This window comes from Streptomyces sp. NPDC102462 (assembly GCF_044765425.1).
In the GTDB taxonomy this organism is placed as follows: Bacteria; Actinomycetota; Actinomycetes; order Streptomycetales; family Streptomycetaceae; genus Streptomyces.
Map to the genome: position 1 here is coordinate 104458 of NZ_JBIWKB010000003.1, position 14961 is coordinate 119418.

The window sequence follows — 14961 nt, forward strand, 5'->3', positions numbered from 1 at the left end:
AGTCAGCGCGGCGGGTGCGGTTCAAGTTGTTGTCCCCAGCCTGTGGATAGTGTCTCTGCGTGACCCCGGGTTTGACCGGATGGCGTAGCCGCGCGTACCGTAACCAGGTCGAGTTGTCGATGGCTGCTGCCGCCTGCCTCCGATGGGCACAGGTCACTTCAGGTGACCGGTAAGCGGTGCACTCGGGCGTCACTGCGAGCTACTCGTGGGCGCACGGTGACAGCCAGGACGGCACCCCGCCACTACCGATTCTTTCTGGAGCCCCCGAGTGAGCAAGCGCACCTTCCAGCCGAACAACCGTCGTCGCGCGAAGACCCACGGCTTCCGGCTGCGTATGCGCACCCGTGCCGGCCGCGCGATTCTCGCGTCCCGCCGTAGCAAGGGTCGCGCCCGTCTGTCCGCCTGATCCCGATCAGGTCATGACGTCGTGCTGCCCACCGAGAACCGGCTGAGGCGGCGCGAGGACTTCGCGACCGCGGTACGACGAGGGCGCCGGGCCGGACGCCCGCTCCTCGTCGTCCACCTTCGTAGCGGTGCCACGGACCCGCACGCGCCTGGGGAGAGCGCTTCCCCGACGCGTGCGGGTTTCGTCGTCAGCAAGGCCGTGGGCGGTGCCGTCGTGCGCAACAAAGTGAAGCGCAGACTTCGCCATCTGATGCGTGATCGAGTCGCCCTGTTCCCCCCCGGTAGCCTGGTAGTCGTACGAGCGCTACCCGGATCGGGTGACGCAGACCATGCACAGCTGGCCCGAGACCTGGATGCCGCCGTGGGGCGGCTGCTGGGAGGGGGCGCGCGATGAAGTACCCGCTACTGGCTCTGATCAAGCTCTACCAGTGGACCATCAGTCCGCTGCTCGGGCCGGTGTGCAAGTACTACCCGTCGTGTTCCCACTACGGCTACACGGCCATCGACCGGCACGGTGCGATCAAGGGCACGGCACTGACTGCCTGGCGCATCCTCCGGTGCAATCCGTGGTCGCTCGGCGGTGTGGACCATGTCCCGCCGCGCAAGCGCCCGCGGTGGCACGAAATGCTGCGCAGCGCCTGGCGCGCACGCAAGGGCGGGCCCTCCGCCGCCGAACCGGCCACCGAGGCGAAGCTCCCATCCGGTCTTCCCTCAAGCCCGGCCGCAGAGACCTCGTCCCATGCCCAAGGAGCATGATTAGTGGACACGATTGCCAGCCTCTTCAGCTTCATCACCACACCCGTTTCCTGGGTCATCGTCCAGTTCCACACGGTGTACGGCGCCATCTTCGGCCCTGACACCGGGTGGGCCTGGGGCCTGTCGATCGTGTCCTTGGTGATTCTGATCCGCATCTGCCTGATCCCGCTCTTCGTGAAGCAGATCAAGGCGACCCGGGCCATGCAGACGCTTCAGCCCGAGATGAAGAAGATCCAGGAGCGCTACAAGAACGACAAGCAGCGTCAGTCCGAAGAGATGATGAAGCTGTACAAGGAGTCGGGCACCAACCCGCTCTCCTCGTGCCTTCCCATCCTGGCGCAGTCCCCGTTCTTCTTCGCCCTGTACCACGTGCTCAACGGCATCGCGTCGGGCAAGACCATCGGCGTCATCAACGACCAGCTGCTCGCCAGCGCCCAGAAGGCGCACATCGTCGGCGCCCCGCTGGCCGCGAAGTTCACCGACAGCTCGGACAAGGTTGCCGCGCTCGGTGCCTCGCTGACCGACGTCCGTGTCGTCACCGCGATCATGATCGTCCTCATGTCGGCGTCGCAGTTCTACACGCAGCGTCAGCTGATGACGAAGAACGTCGACACCACGGTGAAGACGCCGTTCATGCAGCAGCAGAAGATGCTGATGTACATCTTCCCGGTCATGTTCGCCGTCTTCGGCATCAACTTCCCCGTCGGTGTCCTCGTCTACTGGCTGACCACCAACGTGTGGACCATGGGCCAGCAGATGTACGTCATCCACAACAACCCGACCCCGGGTTCCAAGGCCCAGGCCGCCTACCTGGAGCGCCTGACCAAGCACGTCACGCACCACGGCAAGGTCCGCCGGCGCAGCGAGAAGGCCATCGTCAAGGCGATCGTCACCAAGGGCCGCGACCGCAACGAGCACGAGCGCAAGTTCATCAACGGCCTGACCAAGGCGGGCCTGGCCGCGCAGAGCGACGGCTCCGTCATCAAGAGCGAGAGCCAGGCCGTCGCCGAGGCCGAGGGCGGCGCGACCACCACCGCTCCCAAGCGCCAGCAGCCCAAGCGGCAGACCAAGGCCCAGCGCCAGTCCGGCACCCCGAAGCAGGCCGACGACGCCGCGCCGACCACGTCGCTGAACAAGTCCGAACAGCCACAGGACGCCAAGCCCGCAGCCAAGCAGGCCCGGCAGCCGGGCGCAGGCACCCGCAGCAAGGCCCAGTCCGGTCAGCGCAAGGGTTCACAGCGGCCCAAGTCCCCGTCCAAGAAGTAAGAAGGAGTCCATCCCGTGACGGAAGGCACCACCTCCGCCGCTGCCGAGGGTGCAGACACCCTGACCCGCCTGGAGCAGGAGGGTGAGATCGCGGCGGACTATCTTGAGGGTCTGCTCGACATCGCCGACCTCGACGGCGACATCGACATGGACGTCGAGGCGGACCGCGCCTCCGTGTCGATCATCAGCGACACGGGCGGCCGTGATCTGCAGAAGCTGGTCGGTCGTGACGGCGAGGTGCTGGAAGCCCTGCAGGAGCTGACCCGCCTGGCCGTGCACCGGGAGACCGGGGACCGCAGCCGGCTGATGCTGGACATCGCGGGCTACCGCGCCCAGAAGCGCGCCGAGCTCTCCGAGCTGGGCGCCAAGGCCGCCGCCGAGGTCAAGAACACCGGCGAGCCCGTCAAGCTCAAGCCGATGACCCCCTTCGAGCGCAAGGTCGTGCACGACGCGGTCAAGGCCGCGGGGCTGCGCAGCGAGTCCGAGGGCGAGGAACCACAGCGGTTCGTCGTCGTGCTGCCCGCCTGATCGGCTCTACGTTCCACCGGCCCCGTCTGTCGCCCAGACGGGGCCGAACTTTGTCAGCCTGGTAGTTCTGTGGTCGGCGCACGGCGTCGGCGCTGTACGGAAGGACGGTCCCCGTGACGGAGGCAGCGGATCTCCCCCCTGCGCCCGAACAGGCGCGGGAAGTGTTTGGCGATCGCTTCGCCGATGCGGTCCGCTACGCGGAGCTGCTGGCCGAGGCCGGCGTGCAGCGTGGTCTGATCGGCCCACGGGAAGTGCCCCGCCTGTGGGAGCGACACCTGCTCAACTGTGCGGTGCTCTCCGAGGTCGTCCCCGAAGGGGTCACGGTGTGCGACGTGGGCTCGGGCGCCGGCCTGCCGGGCATTCCCCTGGCGCTCGTCCGGGAGGACCTGAAGATCACCCTGCTGGAGCCGCTGCTCCGCCGCACCAACTTCCTCACCGAGGTCGTCGAACTGCTGGGGCTGGACCATGTGACCGTGGTCCGTGGCCGGGCCGAGGAGGTCATGGGGAAGCTGCCACCGGTCCATGTGGTGACGGCCCGGGCAGTCGCCCCGCTGGACCGGCTCGCCACCTGGGGAATCCCCCTGCTGCGCCCGTACGGCCAGATGCTCGCCCTGAAGGGGGACACGGCCGAGGAGGAGCTGAAGGCCACAGGAGCCGCGCTGAGCAAGCTGGGAGCGGTGTCGACCTCCATCCTGCGTGTGGGCGAGGGCATTGTGGACCCGCTGTCCACCGTCGTACGGGTCGAGGTCGGGGAGAGCCCCGGCGGTGTGCGTTTCGCGGCCAAGCGAGCCAAGGCGGCCCGTACCGGGCGGGCCCGCAGACGTCGTTGAGGATGTCAGAACGGATGAGTGATGCTGATCCGTCCTGACGACCACCCGTACTCCACACAAGCCTCCAAACCTACGCAACCCGGAGTGTCGCGAAGATACGGCCGCAGTCGCTGTGCATCGTGTTTCACGTGAAACGTCGCTCACTCCTGCACGGCATCATCAGTCGCGGCCGCGCCGCGGCCGAACCCCGCGACCGCAAGCCTCTGGGGTCACTCGGGGAAACGCCCCCCTCGAGTGACGCTCCGTCCCCCTGTGGGGGCACGGAGTTGTCCACAGAGGTGGATTTCTCCACAGAACACCAGGCCTCACTGGTTCATGACCCCGAAGGCATGGGAGGCTCTGTTCATCGCGAGCCTGAAGTCGAGGAGAGTGAATCCTTGCGGTCCGACGCCAACATCGCGGGACCGATGACCGATCCGGTCCCCGGTCCCCGTACCGAGTCGATGGGGGTGGATGTTTCACGTGAAACACCGCCCCCGATGGACGACACTCCCATCGGTCGTGCTGCCCAATTGGCGGTGGAGGCTCTGGGCCGTGCCGGCGAAGGGCTGCCACGGCCCGAGCAGACCCGAGTCATCGTGGTCGCCAACCAGAAGGGTGGCGTCGGCAAGACGACGACGACGGTCAACCTTGCCGCTTCACTCGCTCTGCACGGCGCCCGTGTCCTGGTGGTCGACCTCGACCCACAGGGCAATGCCTCGACCGCGCTGGGCATCGACCATCACGCCGAAGTCCCTTCCATCTACGATGTGTTGGTCGAGAGCAAGCCGCTGGCCGAGGTGGTGCAGCCGGTCCCCGATGTCGAGGGCCTCTTCTGTGCCCCCGCCACGATCGATCTCGCCGGCGCGGAGATCGAGCTGGTGTCGCTGGTGGCCCGCGAGAGCCGGCTCCAGCGGGCCATCCAGGCGTACGAGCAGCCGCTGGACTACATCCTCATCGACTGCCCGCCGTCCCTCGGCCTGTTGACCGTCAACGCCTTGGTGGCCGGGGCCGAAGTCCTCATCCCCATCCAGTGCGAGTACTACGCGCTGGAGGGACTGGGGCAACTGCTGCGCAACGTCGATCTGGTGCGAGGCCACCTCAACCCCGCCCTGCATGTGTCGACCATCCTGCTCACCATGTACGACGGCCGGACGCGTCTTGCCTCCCAGGTCGCGGAAGAGGTGCGCAGCCACTTCGGCGACGAGGTGCTGCGGACGAGCATTCCCCGCTCGGTCCGTATCTCCGAGGCGCCGAGCTATGGGCAGACGGTGCTGACCTACGATCCTGGATCGAGCGGCGCCCTCTCCTATCTTGAGGCGGCACGAGAGATCGCGCTGAAGGGCGTCGGCGTCACCTACGACCCGACGCAGGCCCATATCGGGCCACAGAGCAATCCGAACATGGTGGAGGGGATCCAGTGAGCGAGCGACGGAGGGGGCTGGGCCGCGGACTGGGCGCATTGATCCCTGCTGCCCCGACCGAGAAGAACCCGGCCTCGGCCGCGGTGGGGGGAGCGCCATCGCCGTCCCCCGCCCCGGTCCCGGTGCTGACGACGGACCGCGGGGTGGCCGCGGCGAAGGTGACCACGCTGCCGCCTGTTTCACAGGAAACCGAGGAGCCGTCGGTCTTCAGCGTCACGGAGACGCCCGCACCGCCGATGGGTGCTCACTTCGCCGAGATCCCCCTCGACTCCATCACGCCGAACCCGCGCCAGCCGCGTGAGGTCTTCGACGAGGACGCGCTGCAAGAACTGGTCACGTCCATCAAGGAGGTCGGTCTCCTCCAGCCTGTCGTCGTACGGCAGCTGGGACCCGCCCGCTACGAACTCATCATGGGTGAGCGGCGTTGGCGCGCCTGTCGGGAGGCAGGGCTTGAGGCGATCCCCGCGATCGTGCGGGCGACGGACGACGAGAAGCTCCTCCTGGACGCCCTGCTTGAGAACCTGCACCGCGCCCAGCTGAACCCCCTGGAAGAGGCCGCCGCCTACGACCAGTTGCTCAAGGACTTCAACTGCACCCATGACCAACTGGCGGACCGTATCGGGCGTTCCCGCCCCCAGGTCTCCAACACTCTGCGGCTGCTGAAGCTGTCGCCGGCCGTCCAGCGACGGGTCGCCGCCGGTGTGCTCTCCGCCGGACACGCCCGGGCGCTGCTGTCCGTGGAGGACTCCGAGGAGCAGGACCGACTCGCCCACCGGATCGTGGCCGAGGGGCTTTCCGTGCGGGCCGTCGAGGAGATCGTGACCCTGATGGGCTCCCGTCCCCAGACGGCTCCGCGGTCGAAGGGGCCCCGGGCCGGGGCCCGTGTCTCCCCGGCGCTGAACGAGCTGGCCACCCGTCTCTCGGACCGCTTCGAGACACGGGTGAAGGTCGACCTCGGTCAGAAGAAGGGCAAGATCACGGTCGAGTTCGCCTCCATGGAAGACCTTGAGCGGATCCTCGGCACGCTTGCCCCGGGTGAGGGGCCGGTCTTCCAGCAGGGTCTCCACGACGGGGACTCCGAGGAGGACTGACCGCACGGGCGTCCTGCCCTTGTCGGACGACGGGGCGGACGGTGTCGGACGACGGAGCGGATCGTGTCCGGTGTGTACCGGAACACGGTCCGCTCTTTGCTTTTTGTCGGTATCGATGCAAACGCATCGTGGATACGATGCGTTCGGGTATGGCGCATTCACCTGGCAGCACCTCTCGGTGGGAGGCGGGGGCCATGCGAACGGTGAGCCGGACGGGACTGGTGAGCGCGGGCCTGGGACTGGGCGTGCTCGGCGGCTTCGTCGGCGGTCTGCTCAGGGAACGGAGCGCTTTGACAGCCGCTCGCGACGCGGCGGGCGAAGGAAGCGAGGAACAGCCTTCATGGGGCGCCGGCTCGTACCGCTCACGCTGGACAATCTTCAGGATCTTCCCAAGCGCTGTCGCTCGTGTGTCTTCTGGGAACTCGACCCGGTCAGCGGCGAGGCCGCGGTAAGGGCGGGCAGGGCGACGGTGGAGAAGGAGGGCTGGATCTCCGCCGTCCTTCTGGACTGGGGATCGTGTGGCCGGGTGGTCTATGTCGACGAGGTGCCGGTGGGCTTCGCGCTCTATGCGCCTCCGGCCTATGTCCCCCGCTCCACGGCGTTCCCGACGAGTCCCGTCTCCCCCGACGCGGTGCAGCTGATGACCGCGTTCATCATGCCCGGCTATCAGGGGCAGGGACTGGGCCGAGTGATGGTGCAGACGGTCGCCAAGGATCTGCTGCGCCGAGGGTTCAAGGCGATCGAGGCCTTCGGGGACGCCCGCTGGAAGGAACCCGCCTGCGTCCTGCCTGCCGATCATCTGCTGGCGGTGGGTTTCAAGACGGTACGGCCCCACCCCGCCTACCCGCGACTGCGTCTGGAGCTGCGTACGACGCTGTCGTGGAAGGAGGACGTGGAGATGGCCATCGACCGGCTTCTGGGGGCCGTACAGAAGGAACCAGCGCTTCGGCCGCTCTAGCCGCTCCCAGCCGCTCTCTGTATGCCGCTCTTCGTAAGCCGCTCTTCGTAAGCCGCTCTCTGCGGACCGTCGCTGATGACGGCGCGCTCAAGCGAATGGGCCAACCCTTCCGGGTTGGCCCATTCGTGTTTCACGTGAAACATGCCCGTCGGTGCGAGGGCTCAGCCGACTACTCGGCGATGAAGTCCTCAAGGTCGCGGACGATCGCGGCCTTCGGCTTGGCACCGACGATGGTCTTGGCGACCTCGCCGCCCTGGTAGACGTTCAGGGTCGGGATCGACATGACGCCGTACTTGGCGGCCGTAGCCGGGTTCTCGTCGATGTTGAGCTTGACGATCTCGATCTTGTCGCCGTACTCGGCGGCAATGGCCTCAAGGGACGGAGCGATCTGACGGCACGGACCGCACCAGGCGGCCCAGAAGTCCACCAGAACGGGCTTGTCGCTCTTGAGGACGTCCTCATCGAAGGAGGAGTCGGTCACATTCTTCAGGGTGCCGGCCACGGCGGGCTCCTTAACTTGATCGTGCGGTGGGGCGGAAGGGGTCAGACAGAGGTCTTCTCGGGCTCGGCCTTCTCCGTGTCCGCGAGGGCGGCGAGGAAGCGCTCGGCGTCGAGAGCGGCGGAGCAGCCGGTGCCGGCCGCGGTGATCGCCTGTCGGTAGGTGTGGTCGACGACGTCGCCGGCGGCGAAGACGCCGGTCAGGTTGGTCCGGGTGGAGGGGGCGTCGACCTTCAGATAGCCCTCTGCGTCCAGGTCGAGCTGGCCCTTGAACAGTTCCGTGCGCGGGTCATGTCCGATCGCGATGAACAGACCCGTTGCCGGGAGGTCGGACAGCTCACCCGTCTTGACGTTGCGCAGCTTCAGACCGGAGAGCTTCTGGCCGCCCTGGACCTCGGCGACCTCGCTGTCCCAGACGAACTTGATCTTCGAGTCGGCGAAGGCACGCTCCTGCATCGCCTTGGAAGCGCGCAGCGTGTCCCGGCGGTGGACGATCGTCACCGACCTGGCGAACCGGGAGAGGAAGGTGGCCTCCTCCATCGCGGTGTCACCGCCGCCGATCACGGCGATGTCCTGGTCCTTGAAGAAGAACCCGTCACAGGTGGCGCACCAGGAGACACCACGGCCGGAGAGCGCGTCCTCGTTCGGCAGGCCCAGCTTGCGGTGCTGGGAGCCGGTGGTGACGATGACGGCCTTCGCCCGGTGGACGGTGCCCGCGGTGTCCGTGACGGTCTTGATCTCGCCCGTGAGGTCGACGGAGACGACATCGTCCGGCACCAGCTCGGCGCCGAAGCGCTCCGCCTGCGCCCGCATGTTGTCCATCAGGTCGGGGCCCATGATGCCGTCGCGAAAGCCCGGGAAGTTCTCCACGTCGGTGGTGTTCATCAGTGCGCCACCGGCGGTGACGGCGCCCTCGAACACCAGGGGCTTCAGCGACGCGCGCGCGGTGTAAAGCGCCGCCGTGTAGCCGGCGGGCCCGGAGCCGATGATGATCACGTTACGGACGTCGCTCACGGCTGCATTCCTCGTCTCTGGTCTACGTCAGTTCGACCGGTGGGAGCCCCTTTCAGAACTCTCACCCCACCCAACGGATCCTACGGGGCCCGCATTCCCGCTGTGTCCGGGCACACGGGAAGTCCCACAGGAGGGTTGCCGCGGTGGAACGGGACGAACCCCGGCCGCCGAGGAAGACGAACCTCAGGCGCTCAGGAACGGGCGAAGGACTGCTTCCACAGGACAGTGCCCGGTGCCATGGGCTCCTGGCCGACACAGGCCGCCTCGACGACATACGCGTTGACCCGTGAGCTGTCGCCGAGGTCGGGCAGCACGACCAGATAGGCGTCCTTCCCGTCGTATGTCCCCTGCTTGGCGCCGAGGATGTCCGCGTTGCTGTTGATGCCCTGCCGGATACAGTCCGGGACCGGGGTCGAGGGGTGGAGCAGGGTGTCCGCGCTTTCGCCGGCACGCGGGCTATAGGACTCCGGCCCGAGTTCCAGCCGTGGCCGCTGGCTGCCGGAGCCGTGCGGGGAGCCCTGCTGTGTGGTGAGCAGGTCGGTCACCTGGCTCTGAAGACTCTTCTCGGAGAAGGCGCCGGCTGTAGGGGTCTGCCCGCCCTGCGCGATCGTATCGGGCTTGTCGGTGCCGAGCGTCTGGAACAGCAATGACCCGGCGCCCAGGACGGCAGCCGTGAGGACGGCGCCCATCACGACGGTCCCACGGCGTCCCCGGCGGCGAGCCTTGCGCCCCGGACCGGTCGCCCCAGGGGAACGCCCGGCGGGCCGGTCCGCCGGAGTCGATGTTTCACGTGAAACATGCGTCCCAGTGCTCTCGTCGGACTCGCCCGGGGATGCGCTCGCCGGGACCGGCCCGGGCACGGGGTCACCGGGGGCCGTGGCGGCGAGCAGCGCCTCCGCGGCAAGGGCGGCGTCGATCCGGCCGGCCACATCGGCGGGCATCTGCGGCGGGCCCGGCATGGTGCCCAGCAGCCCGCGGATCTCCTCCAGGGAACGGTGGACATCCGCGCACAGGTCGCAGGCGTCCAGGTGTCGCCGTACCTCCGTGGTCCGGGACGGCGGGAGCAGACCTTCGGTGAGGTCGGAGATCTCGGCGACGTCCGGGTGCCCGGTCGTATCCGTCAAGGAAGTCATGCTCGCCCACCTCCGCCCTTCACTGCGGCTGAATCACTGGATCCCGCTGGCTGTGGACCACTGTCCCCAGGGTCCGCTGCCGGTGGGACGGATGTCCCCTCCGACCGGTTCCGTGCCGGATCCGGTTCCCCGTCGTCCCCGGCCTCTTCCGCCCGTAGATGAGAGACCAGGGGAAGGAGTCTGGCCCTGCCGCGGGCGCAGCGGCTCTTCACGGTCCCGATGGGCACATCCAGGATGCGGGCGGCCTCGGCGACCGGGTAGCCCTGCATGTCCACCAGGACGAGAGCGGCACGCTGGTCATGCGGAAGTGAACCCAGGGCCTCCAGGAGCTGCCGGTGCAGATCGTTGCGCTCGGCGGGCGCCGAGGCCGATTCATGCGGCTCCAGCAGCTGTTCCAGCCGCTCGGTGTCGTCGACCGGCGCGGTCTTCCTGGACGCCGCCTTACGGGCACGGTCCAGGCAGGCGTTCACGGTGATCCGGTGCAGCCAGGTAGTGACGGCCGAGTGCCCACGGAAGGTGTGGGCGGCCCGATAGGCGGAGACGAGGGCGTCCTGGACGGCGTCGGCGGCCTCCTCGCGGTCCCCCAGCGTGCGCAGGGCGACAGCCCAGAGCCGGTCCCGGTGGCGGCGGACCAGCTCCCCGAAGGCATCGGGATCCCCCTTGACGTGCCGGGCGAGCAGATCCTGATCGCTCACCCCGTCGAATCCGCTGCCGTCCGCCATCCGACCCCCTCCGCCTCCGGTGAACGTCAGCCCGCGAACTTCACCTCGGTGATGGCCTGCTTGTATCCGGCGCCGCTGTACTCGGTGGGGTCCGGACCCGAGTGCGGCACCGCGGTGAGCCACACGAGGACGTACTGGGTCTTCACCGGCTTGCCGAGCTTCACCGTGGCGTTGGTGCCGTTCGTGCTGACGCTGCCGATCTTGTCCATGGCGTCGAGCGACGACGGCGTCGGAGAGTCGGACGCGTACAGCTCGACGGTGGTGTGATCGCCAGCGTAGCGAAGCCCGATGGACGCCGTGGAGAGTTCCTTCGCCGAGCCGAGGTCGTAGACGATGCCCACGCCCGGCTTGTACGGCGCGATGGGCGGACCTTCGGCGAAGGTCTTGGTCCGCCAGGTCGTCGAGGTGTCGCCGTCGTATGTCTTGCCGACGTCACCGGGGTGCTGGGCGTCTCCCTTGGCGACGAACTCCTGGGCGCCCTGGATCTTGAGCGCCGTGAGGGGCTTGGGCTTGTCCTTGTCGCCCTCGCCCGTCGTCTGGGTGTTGTTGGTGTCGTCGGACTGGTTGCCCTGGTCCATCAGGGCCTCCGCGAGCTGCCAGCTGCCAAGGCCCAGGGCGGCGATCAGGAGCGCGGAGACCGCCCACTTGAGGGCCTTGCCGGTGCGGCTCTGCAGCGGGGGCGGCGGGGCCTGGACGGGCTGGGCGACGCCGGGGTGCGGGGCGGGGCGGCCGTAGGTGCCCTGTTGGTACGTCGTGCGCTGGTACTCGGGCGGCGCGGTGAACGCCGGCTCCGGCGGGCGGATGCGGGGCATCTCGCCGATCGCCTTCACCAGCTCCTCCGGCGTGGTGCAGGGTGCCTCGTGCCGGGAGGCGGTGGCGCCGTCGTTGACGAGCGCCCGCATGGCCAGCTCGGACAGGCCGCGGTGGATGCCCGCCCGCACCTGGTCCGGGGCGATCAGACCGATGTGCTTGGGCAGTCCGGACAGACCGTAGGCATCGTTCTCGTACGGCCACCGCTGGGTGAGCGCGGCATACAGCAGGGCACCGATCGACTCGGTGTCCGTGCGCTGCGGGGTGTCGGAGTCGATGCCGCGCAGCGCGGCGTTCACGGCCAGGCCCCGGATGCGCCACTGGCCGGTGGAGGTGCGCAGCACGGCGTTCGGGTTGAGCCGTAGATGGGCAAGGCCCTCGCGGTGGGCCGCGGCCATGGCGGAGGCGACCTGGCTGACCATCTGGTAGGCGTCATGCGGATCCAGCGGCGCCGCCGACAGCAGCGTGGTCAGCTCGGTGGCGTCCGGCAGCCACTCGTGCACGACGTAGACGAGGTCGTTCTCCTCGACGGCGTCCAGGACCTGCACGAAGCGCGGGTCGCCCAGCAGCGCCGAGGAACGGGCGGCCGCCAGCACATTACGGGCCCGCGGGTGCTCGGCCGGCAGGATGTGCACGCCGACGGCCCGGCGCAGCTTCTCGTCGACCGCGCGCCAACTGCTGAATCCGTCCAGACGGGTGACGCACTCTTCGAGACGGTAGCGTCTGGCGAGCTTGTGGCCGCTGTGCAACTCGGGAGGCGCGGCCTTCTTCCCGGGGCCCTCGGCCCCGTCGCTCCCCTGCGCCTCGTCGTTGTCCGTGTCCCGCTCCGGGTTCTGGGCCACCCCGTCGGCCGTGGACTGGTCCGCCTTGGCGGTCAGCGGCTCGTCGCCGCTGTTGTCTGCCACGTCGACGGCAGCCGTGCTCCGTTCCGCCACCGTCGTTCCCTGCCTCCCCATCCGTTGCACGCTGTCCGACGCCGAAACCAATTGTGCCCACAGTCTGCCGCTATGCACGACACACGGGGGCGCGTGATGGTTGTGCGCGTACCCCCGCTTCAGCGTCCCAGACGCCCGCGCACCATGCCCGTGAGGGAGTTGATTTCCTCGATGCGCATGCGGCGGGCCGCGACGAAGAAGACACCGAGCAGCAGAACCCCGCCGGCCACGAGCGCGAGGAAGGAGCCGACGACGCCCTGGCCGAGGGAGTGGCCGATGCCGTAGCAGGCCGCACCGCTGAGCGCGGCGGCCGGTACGGAGGCGATGCACAGCCGCGCGTACGTCCGCAGGACACGGGCCCCGTCCAGGTCGCCGCCGAGCCGGTTGCGCAGTCGCTTCCAGGCGACGCCCACGCCGATCGCGTACGCGAGGCCGTAGGAGGCGGCCATGCCGGCCACGGCCCAGCGGGCGGGCAGCAGGAAGTAACAGGCGGCCGAGGCGCCCGCGTTGACCGCGGCCACGATGACCGTGTTGTAGAAGGGAGTACGGGTGTCCTCGTAGGCGTAGAAGGCGCGCAGGACGACGTACTGCACGGAGTAGGGGATCAGGCCGAGGCCGAAGGCCATCAGCATGTAGCCCATGTTGGTGGCTTCACCGGTGCCCGAGGAGCCGAAGATCAACGTGCACATCGGGATGCCGAGGGCCAGGAAGCCGAACGCGACGGGCACGATCGCCACGGCCGTCGTCCGCAGCCCCTGGGAGATGTCGTCGCGGACGGCGCCCGCGTCGTTCTCGGCGGCCGAGCGCGAGATCCGCGGCAGCAGGGCAGCCATCAGCGAGACGGTGATGATGGCCTGCGGCAGGCCCCAGATCAGCTGGGCGTTGGCGTAGGCGGCGAAACCGGTGCCGTCGACGGGCGAGTTCTTGCCGGCCGCAGTGGACAGTTGGGAGACGACTAGCGCGCCCGCCTGGTTGGCGAGGACGAACAGGATGGTCCACTTGGCGAGCGTGGCTGCCTTCCCGAGGCCGTGGCCGCGCCAGTCGAACCGCAGCCGCAGCCGGAAACCGGTCTCCCGCAGGTACGGGATCATCGCCAGGGCCTGGACGACCAGGCCGAGCACCACACCGATGCCGAGCAGACGCTCGCCCTCCGGCGGAATGTTGGTGACCTTCATTCCGGAGTTCGCCGCGGTGCCGTACACCCAGATGAACATGCCGAGCGTCACGATGATGACGATGTTGTTGAGGACCGGGGTCCACATCATCGCGCCGAACTTGCCGCGTGCGTTGAGGATCTGACCCATCACCACGTGGATGCCCATGAAGAAGATCGAGGGCAGGAAGTAGCGGACGAAGGTGACGCCGACCTCGTTGGCGGCCGGGTCGCTCGCCACCGAGTCCGACAGCAGGCGGATCAGGATCGGAGCGGCGACGACCGCGAGCACGGTGAGTGCGCCGAGCGCCACCATCACCAGGGTCAGCAGACGGTTGGCATAGGACTCGCCGCCGTCCTCGTCCTCCTTCATGGCGCGCACGAGCTGCGGCACGAACACGGAGTTGAGGCCGCCGCCGACGGTCAGGATGTAGATCATCGTCGGCAGCTGGTAGGCGACCTGGAAGGTGTCGCCGAGCAGGCCGACGCCCAGCGCGGACACGATCAGCGCGGAGCGGATGAATCCGGTGAGGCGGGAGACCATGGTGCCCGCCGCCATCACGGCGCTCGACTTCAGCAGACCGGAGGCGCGCCCGCCCTTCTTCGCGGCGGGTGCGGCGGCGGGCTCGGGCGCCGGGGCCGCAGCGGGGGTGGACGCGGCGGGCGCGGCGGGAGCGGCATCCGTCGGCGCGGGCGTGCCGGCCGCGGGCGGCGCCGTCTGGTACTGCGTCTGTTGATACTGCGTCTGCTGGTACTGCGCCGCCTGGTGGGGATCCGCGGGGGACTGGGCCCCCTGGTACTGGCTCTGCTGGTACTGGGTCCCTTGGTACTGGTTCCCCTGGTACGGGCCCGCCGGGTACTGCGCGCCGGGGTTCGGGGGGCCGGGGTTCAGGTTCCCGGGGTGCGGGGCCGCCGGGTACTGCCCCACCGGGGCCTGCCCGCCGCCCGCGCCGGGCCCGGCCGAAGAACCGATGGGCGGCTGTCCGCCGCCCTGCTGCTGGTCCCTGAAGAGGTGGGCGAAGGCGTCCGGCTCGTGGTGCTCCTCGCCGGAGTGGGTGACGAGGTCGTCCACGCCCACGTACTGGGTCGTACGCGGGTCGTCGCCGTACGGCAGGTGCTGGGTGGGCCCGGCCGGCTCGGGCGGCGGGGTCTGGGCCCACACACGAGGGTCGGGGGCGTAGGGCGACTGGTCCGGCGGGCCGTACAGCGGCTGCTGCGGATAGGTCCCCGGGGGCGGCGGGGGGTGTGCGGCCCGGTCGTAGAGCGCCTCGCCGACCGGGTCCTGGGCGGCGAGGTCCTGCGCGCGGTAGGGGTCCTGCTCGTAGGCGTCCTGGAGATACATGTCCGCCGCGTGCTGCGGCGGCGCCTGGCCGGGCTCGGGCGGCGGTTCGGGGTAGCCCGAGCCGGCCGCGCCCTGGCCGCGGTCACCGTCGTACGGCGCGTTCATGGTTACCCCACC

The 14961-nt window shown here is 69.0% G+C and carries 15 protein-coding genes; 9 read left to right on the forward strand and 6 right to left on the reverse strand.

Translation table 11 applies throughout. The features are described from left to right. Positions 1 to 268 precede the first annotated feature (268 nt). The 9 genes from rpmH (at position 269) to ACIRFL_RS04160 (ending at position 7237) form a co-directional block, all read left to right on the forward strand. Positions 269 to 406, forward strand: coding sequence for a 50S ribosomal protein L34 (gene rpmH / locus ACIRFL_RS04120; protein ID WP_003956500.1), 138 nt, complete (start codon positions 269 to 271; stop codon positions 404 to 406). A gap of 21 nt (positions 407 to 427) precedes the next feature. Further along, the gene (rnpA, locus tag ACIRFL_RS04125; protein WP_404023685.1) at positions 428 to 799 is read left to right on the forward strand and encodes a ribonuclease P protein component; all 372 of its coding nucleotides are present in this window, start codon (positions 428 to 430) and stop codon (positions 797 to 799) included. Beyond that, on the forward strand, positions 796 to 1161 hold the full coding sequence (gene yidD / locus ACIRFL_RS04130) for a membrane protein insertion efficiency factor YidD (RefSeq protein WP_388705432.1): 366 nt from the start codon (positions 796 to 798) through the stop codon (positions 1159 to 1161). Before rnpA ends, yidD begins: the two co-directional genes overlap by 4 nt. Before the next feature lie 3 nt (positions 1162 to 1164). After that, a complete protein-coding gene (gene yidC / locus ACIRFL_RS04135) occupies positions 1165 to 2427 on the forward strand; it encodes a membrane protein insertase YidC (protein WP_404023686.1) in 1263 nt (420 codons plus the stop codon). 15 nt (positions 2428 to 2442) lie between these two features. Next, entirely contained in the window at positions 2443 to 2955 is a 513-nt protein-coding gene (locus tag ACIRFL_RS04140) for a protein jag (RefSeq protein WP_404023687.1), read from the forward strand. 113 nt (positions 2956 to 3068) lie between these two features. Then, on the forward strand, positions 3069 to 3785 hold the full coding sequence (gene rsmG / locus ACIRFL_RS04145) for a 16S rRNA (guanine(527)-N(7))-methyltransferase RsmG (protein WP_404023688.1): 717 nt from the start codon (positions 3069 to 3071) through the stop codon (positions 3783 to 3785). Between the two features lie 329 nt (positions 3786 to 4114). Further along, the gene (locus tag ACIRFL_RS04150) at positions 4115 to 5188 is read left to right on the forward strand and encodes a ParA family protein (RefSeq protein ID WP_404023907.1); all 1074 of its coding nucleotides are present in this window, start codon (positions 4115 to 4117) and stop codon (positions 5186 to 5188) included. Beyond that, positions 5185 to 6279, forward strand: coding sequence for a ParB/RepB/Spo0J family partition protein (locus tag ACIRFL_RS04155; RefSeq protein WP_404023690.1), 1095 nt, complete (start codon positions 5185 to 5187; stop codon positions 6277 to 6279). The genes ACIRFL_RS04150 and ACIRFL_RS04155 overlap by 4 nt, the downstream gene beginning before the upstream one ends. 340 nt (positions 6280 to 6619) lie before the next feature. Continuing rightward, a complete protein-coding gene (locus ACIRFL_RS04160; protein ID WP_404023691.1) occupies positions 6620 to 7237 on the forward strand; it encodes a GNAT family N-acetyltransferase in 618 nt (205 codons plus the stop codon). A gap of 169 nt (positions 7238 to 7406) precedes the next feature. Here the strand turns inward: ACIRFL_RS04160 and trxA are convergent, their stop codons facing one another. From trxA to murJ, 6 genes are all read right to left on the reverse strand, one after another. Next, positions 7407 to 7739: a thioredoxin gene (trxA, locus tag ACIRFL_RS04165; protein ID WP_359292413.1), complete on the reverse strand. Its 333-nt coding sequence runs from the start codon at positions 7737 to 7739 to the stop codon at positions 7407 to 7409. 41 nt (positions 7740 to 7780) lie between these two features. Next, a complete protein-coding gene (gene trxB, locus ACIRFL_RS04170) occupies positions 7781 to 8749 on the reverse strand; it encodes a thioredoxin-disulfide reductase (RefSeq protein ID WP_404023692.1) in 969 nt (322 codons plus the stop codon). 191 nt (positions 8750 to 8940) lie between these two features. After that, a complete protein-coding gene (locus ACIRFL_RS04175; protein WP_404023693.1) occupies positions 8941 to 9882 on the reverse strand; it encodes an anti-sigma factor family protein in 942 nt (313 codons plus the stop codon). Next, positions 9879 to 10604, reverse strand: coding sequence for an RNA polymerase sigma factor SigM (gene sigM, locus ACIRFL_RS04180; protein ID WP_404023694.1), 726 nt, complete (start codon positions 10602 to 10604; stop codon positions 9879 to 9881). The genes ACIRFL_RS04175 and sigM overlap by 4 nt, the downstream gene beginning before the upstream one ends. Positions 10605 to 10630: 26 nt before the next feature. Continuing rightward, positions 10631 to 12349, reverse strand: coding sequence for a protein kinase family protein (locus tag ACIRFL_RS04185; protein ID WP_404023696.1), 1719 nt, complete (start codon positions 12347 to 12349; stop codon positions 10631 to 10633). Between the two features lie 119 nt (positions 12350 to 12468). Next, positions 12469 to 14949, reverse strand: coding sequence for a murein biosynthesis integral membrane protein MurJ (gene murJ, locus ACIRFL_RS04190; protein WP_404023697.1), 2481 nt, complete (start codon positions 14947 to 14949; stop codon positions 12469 to 12471). Positions 14950 to 14961: the final 12 nt, after the last annotated feature.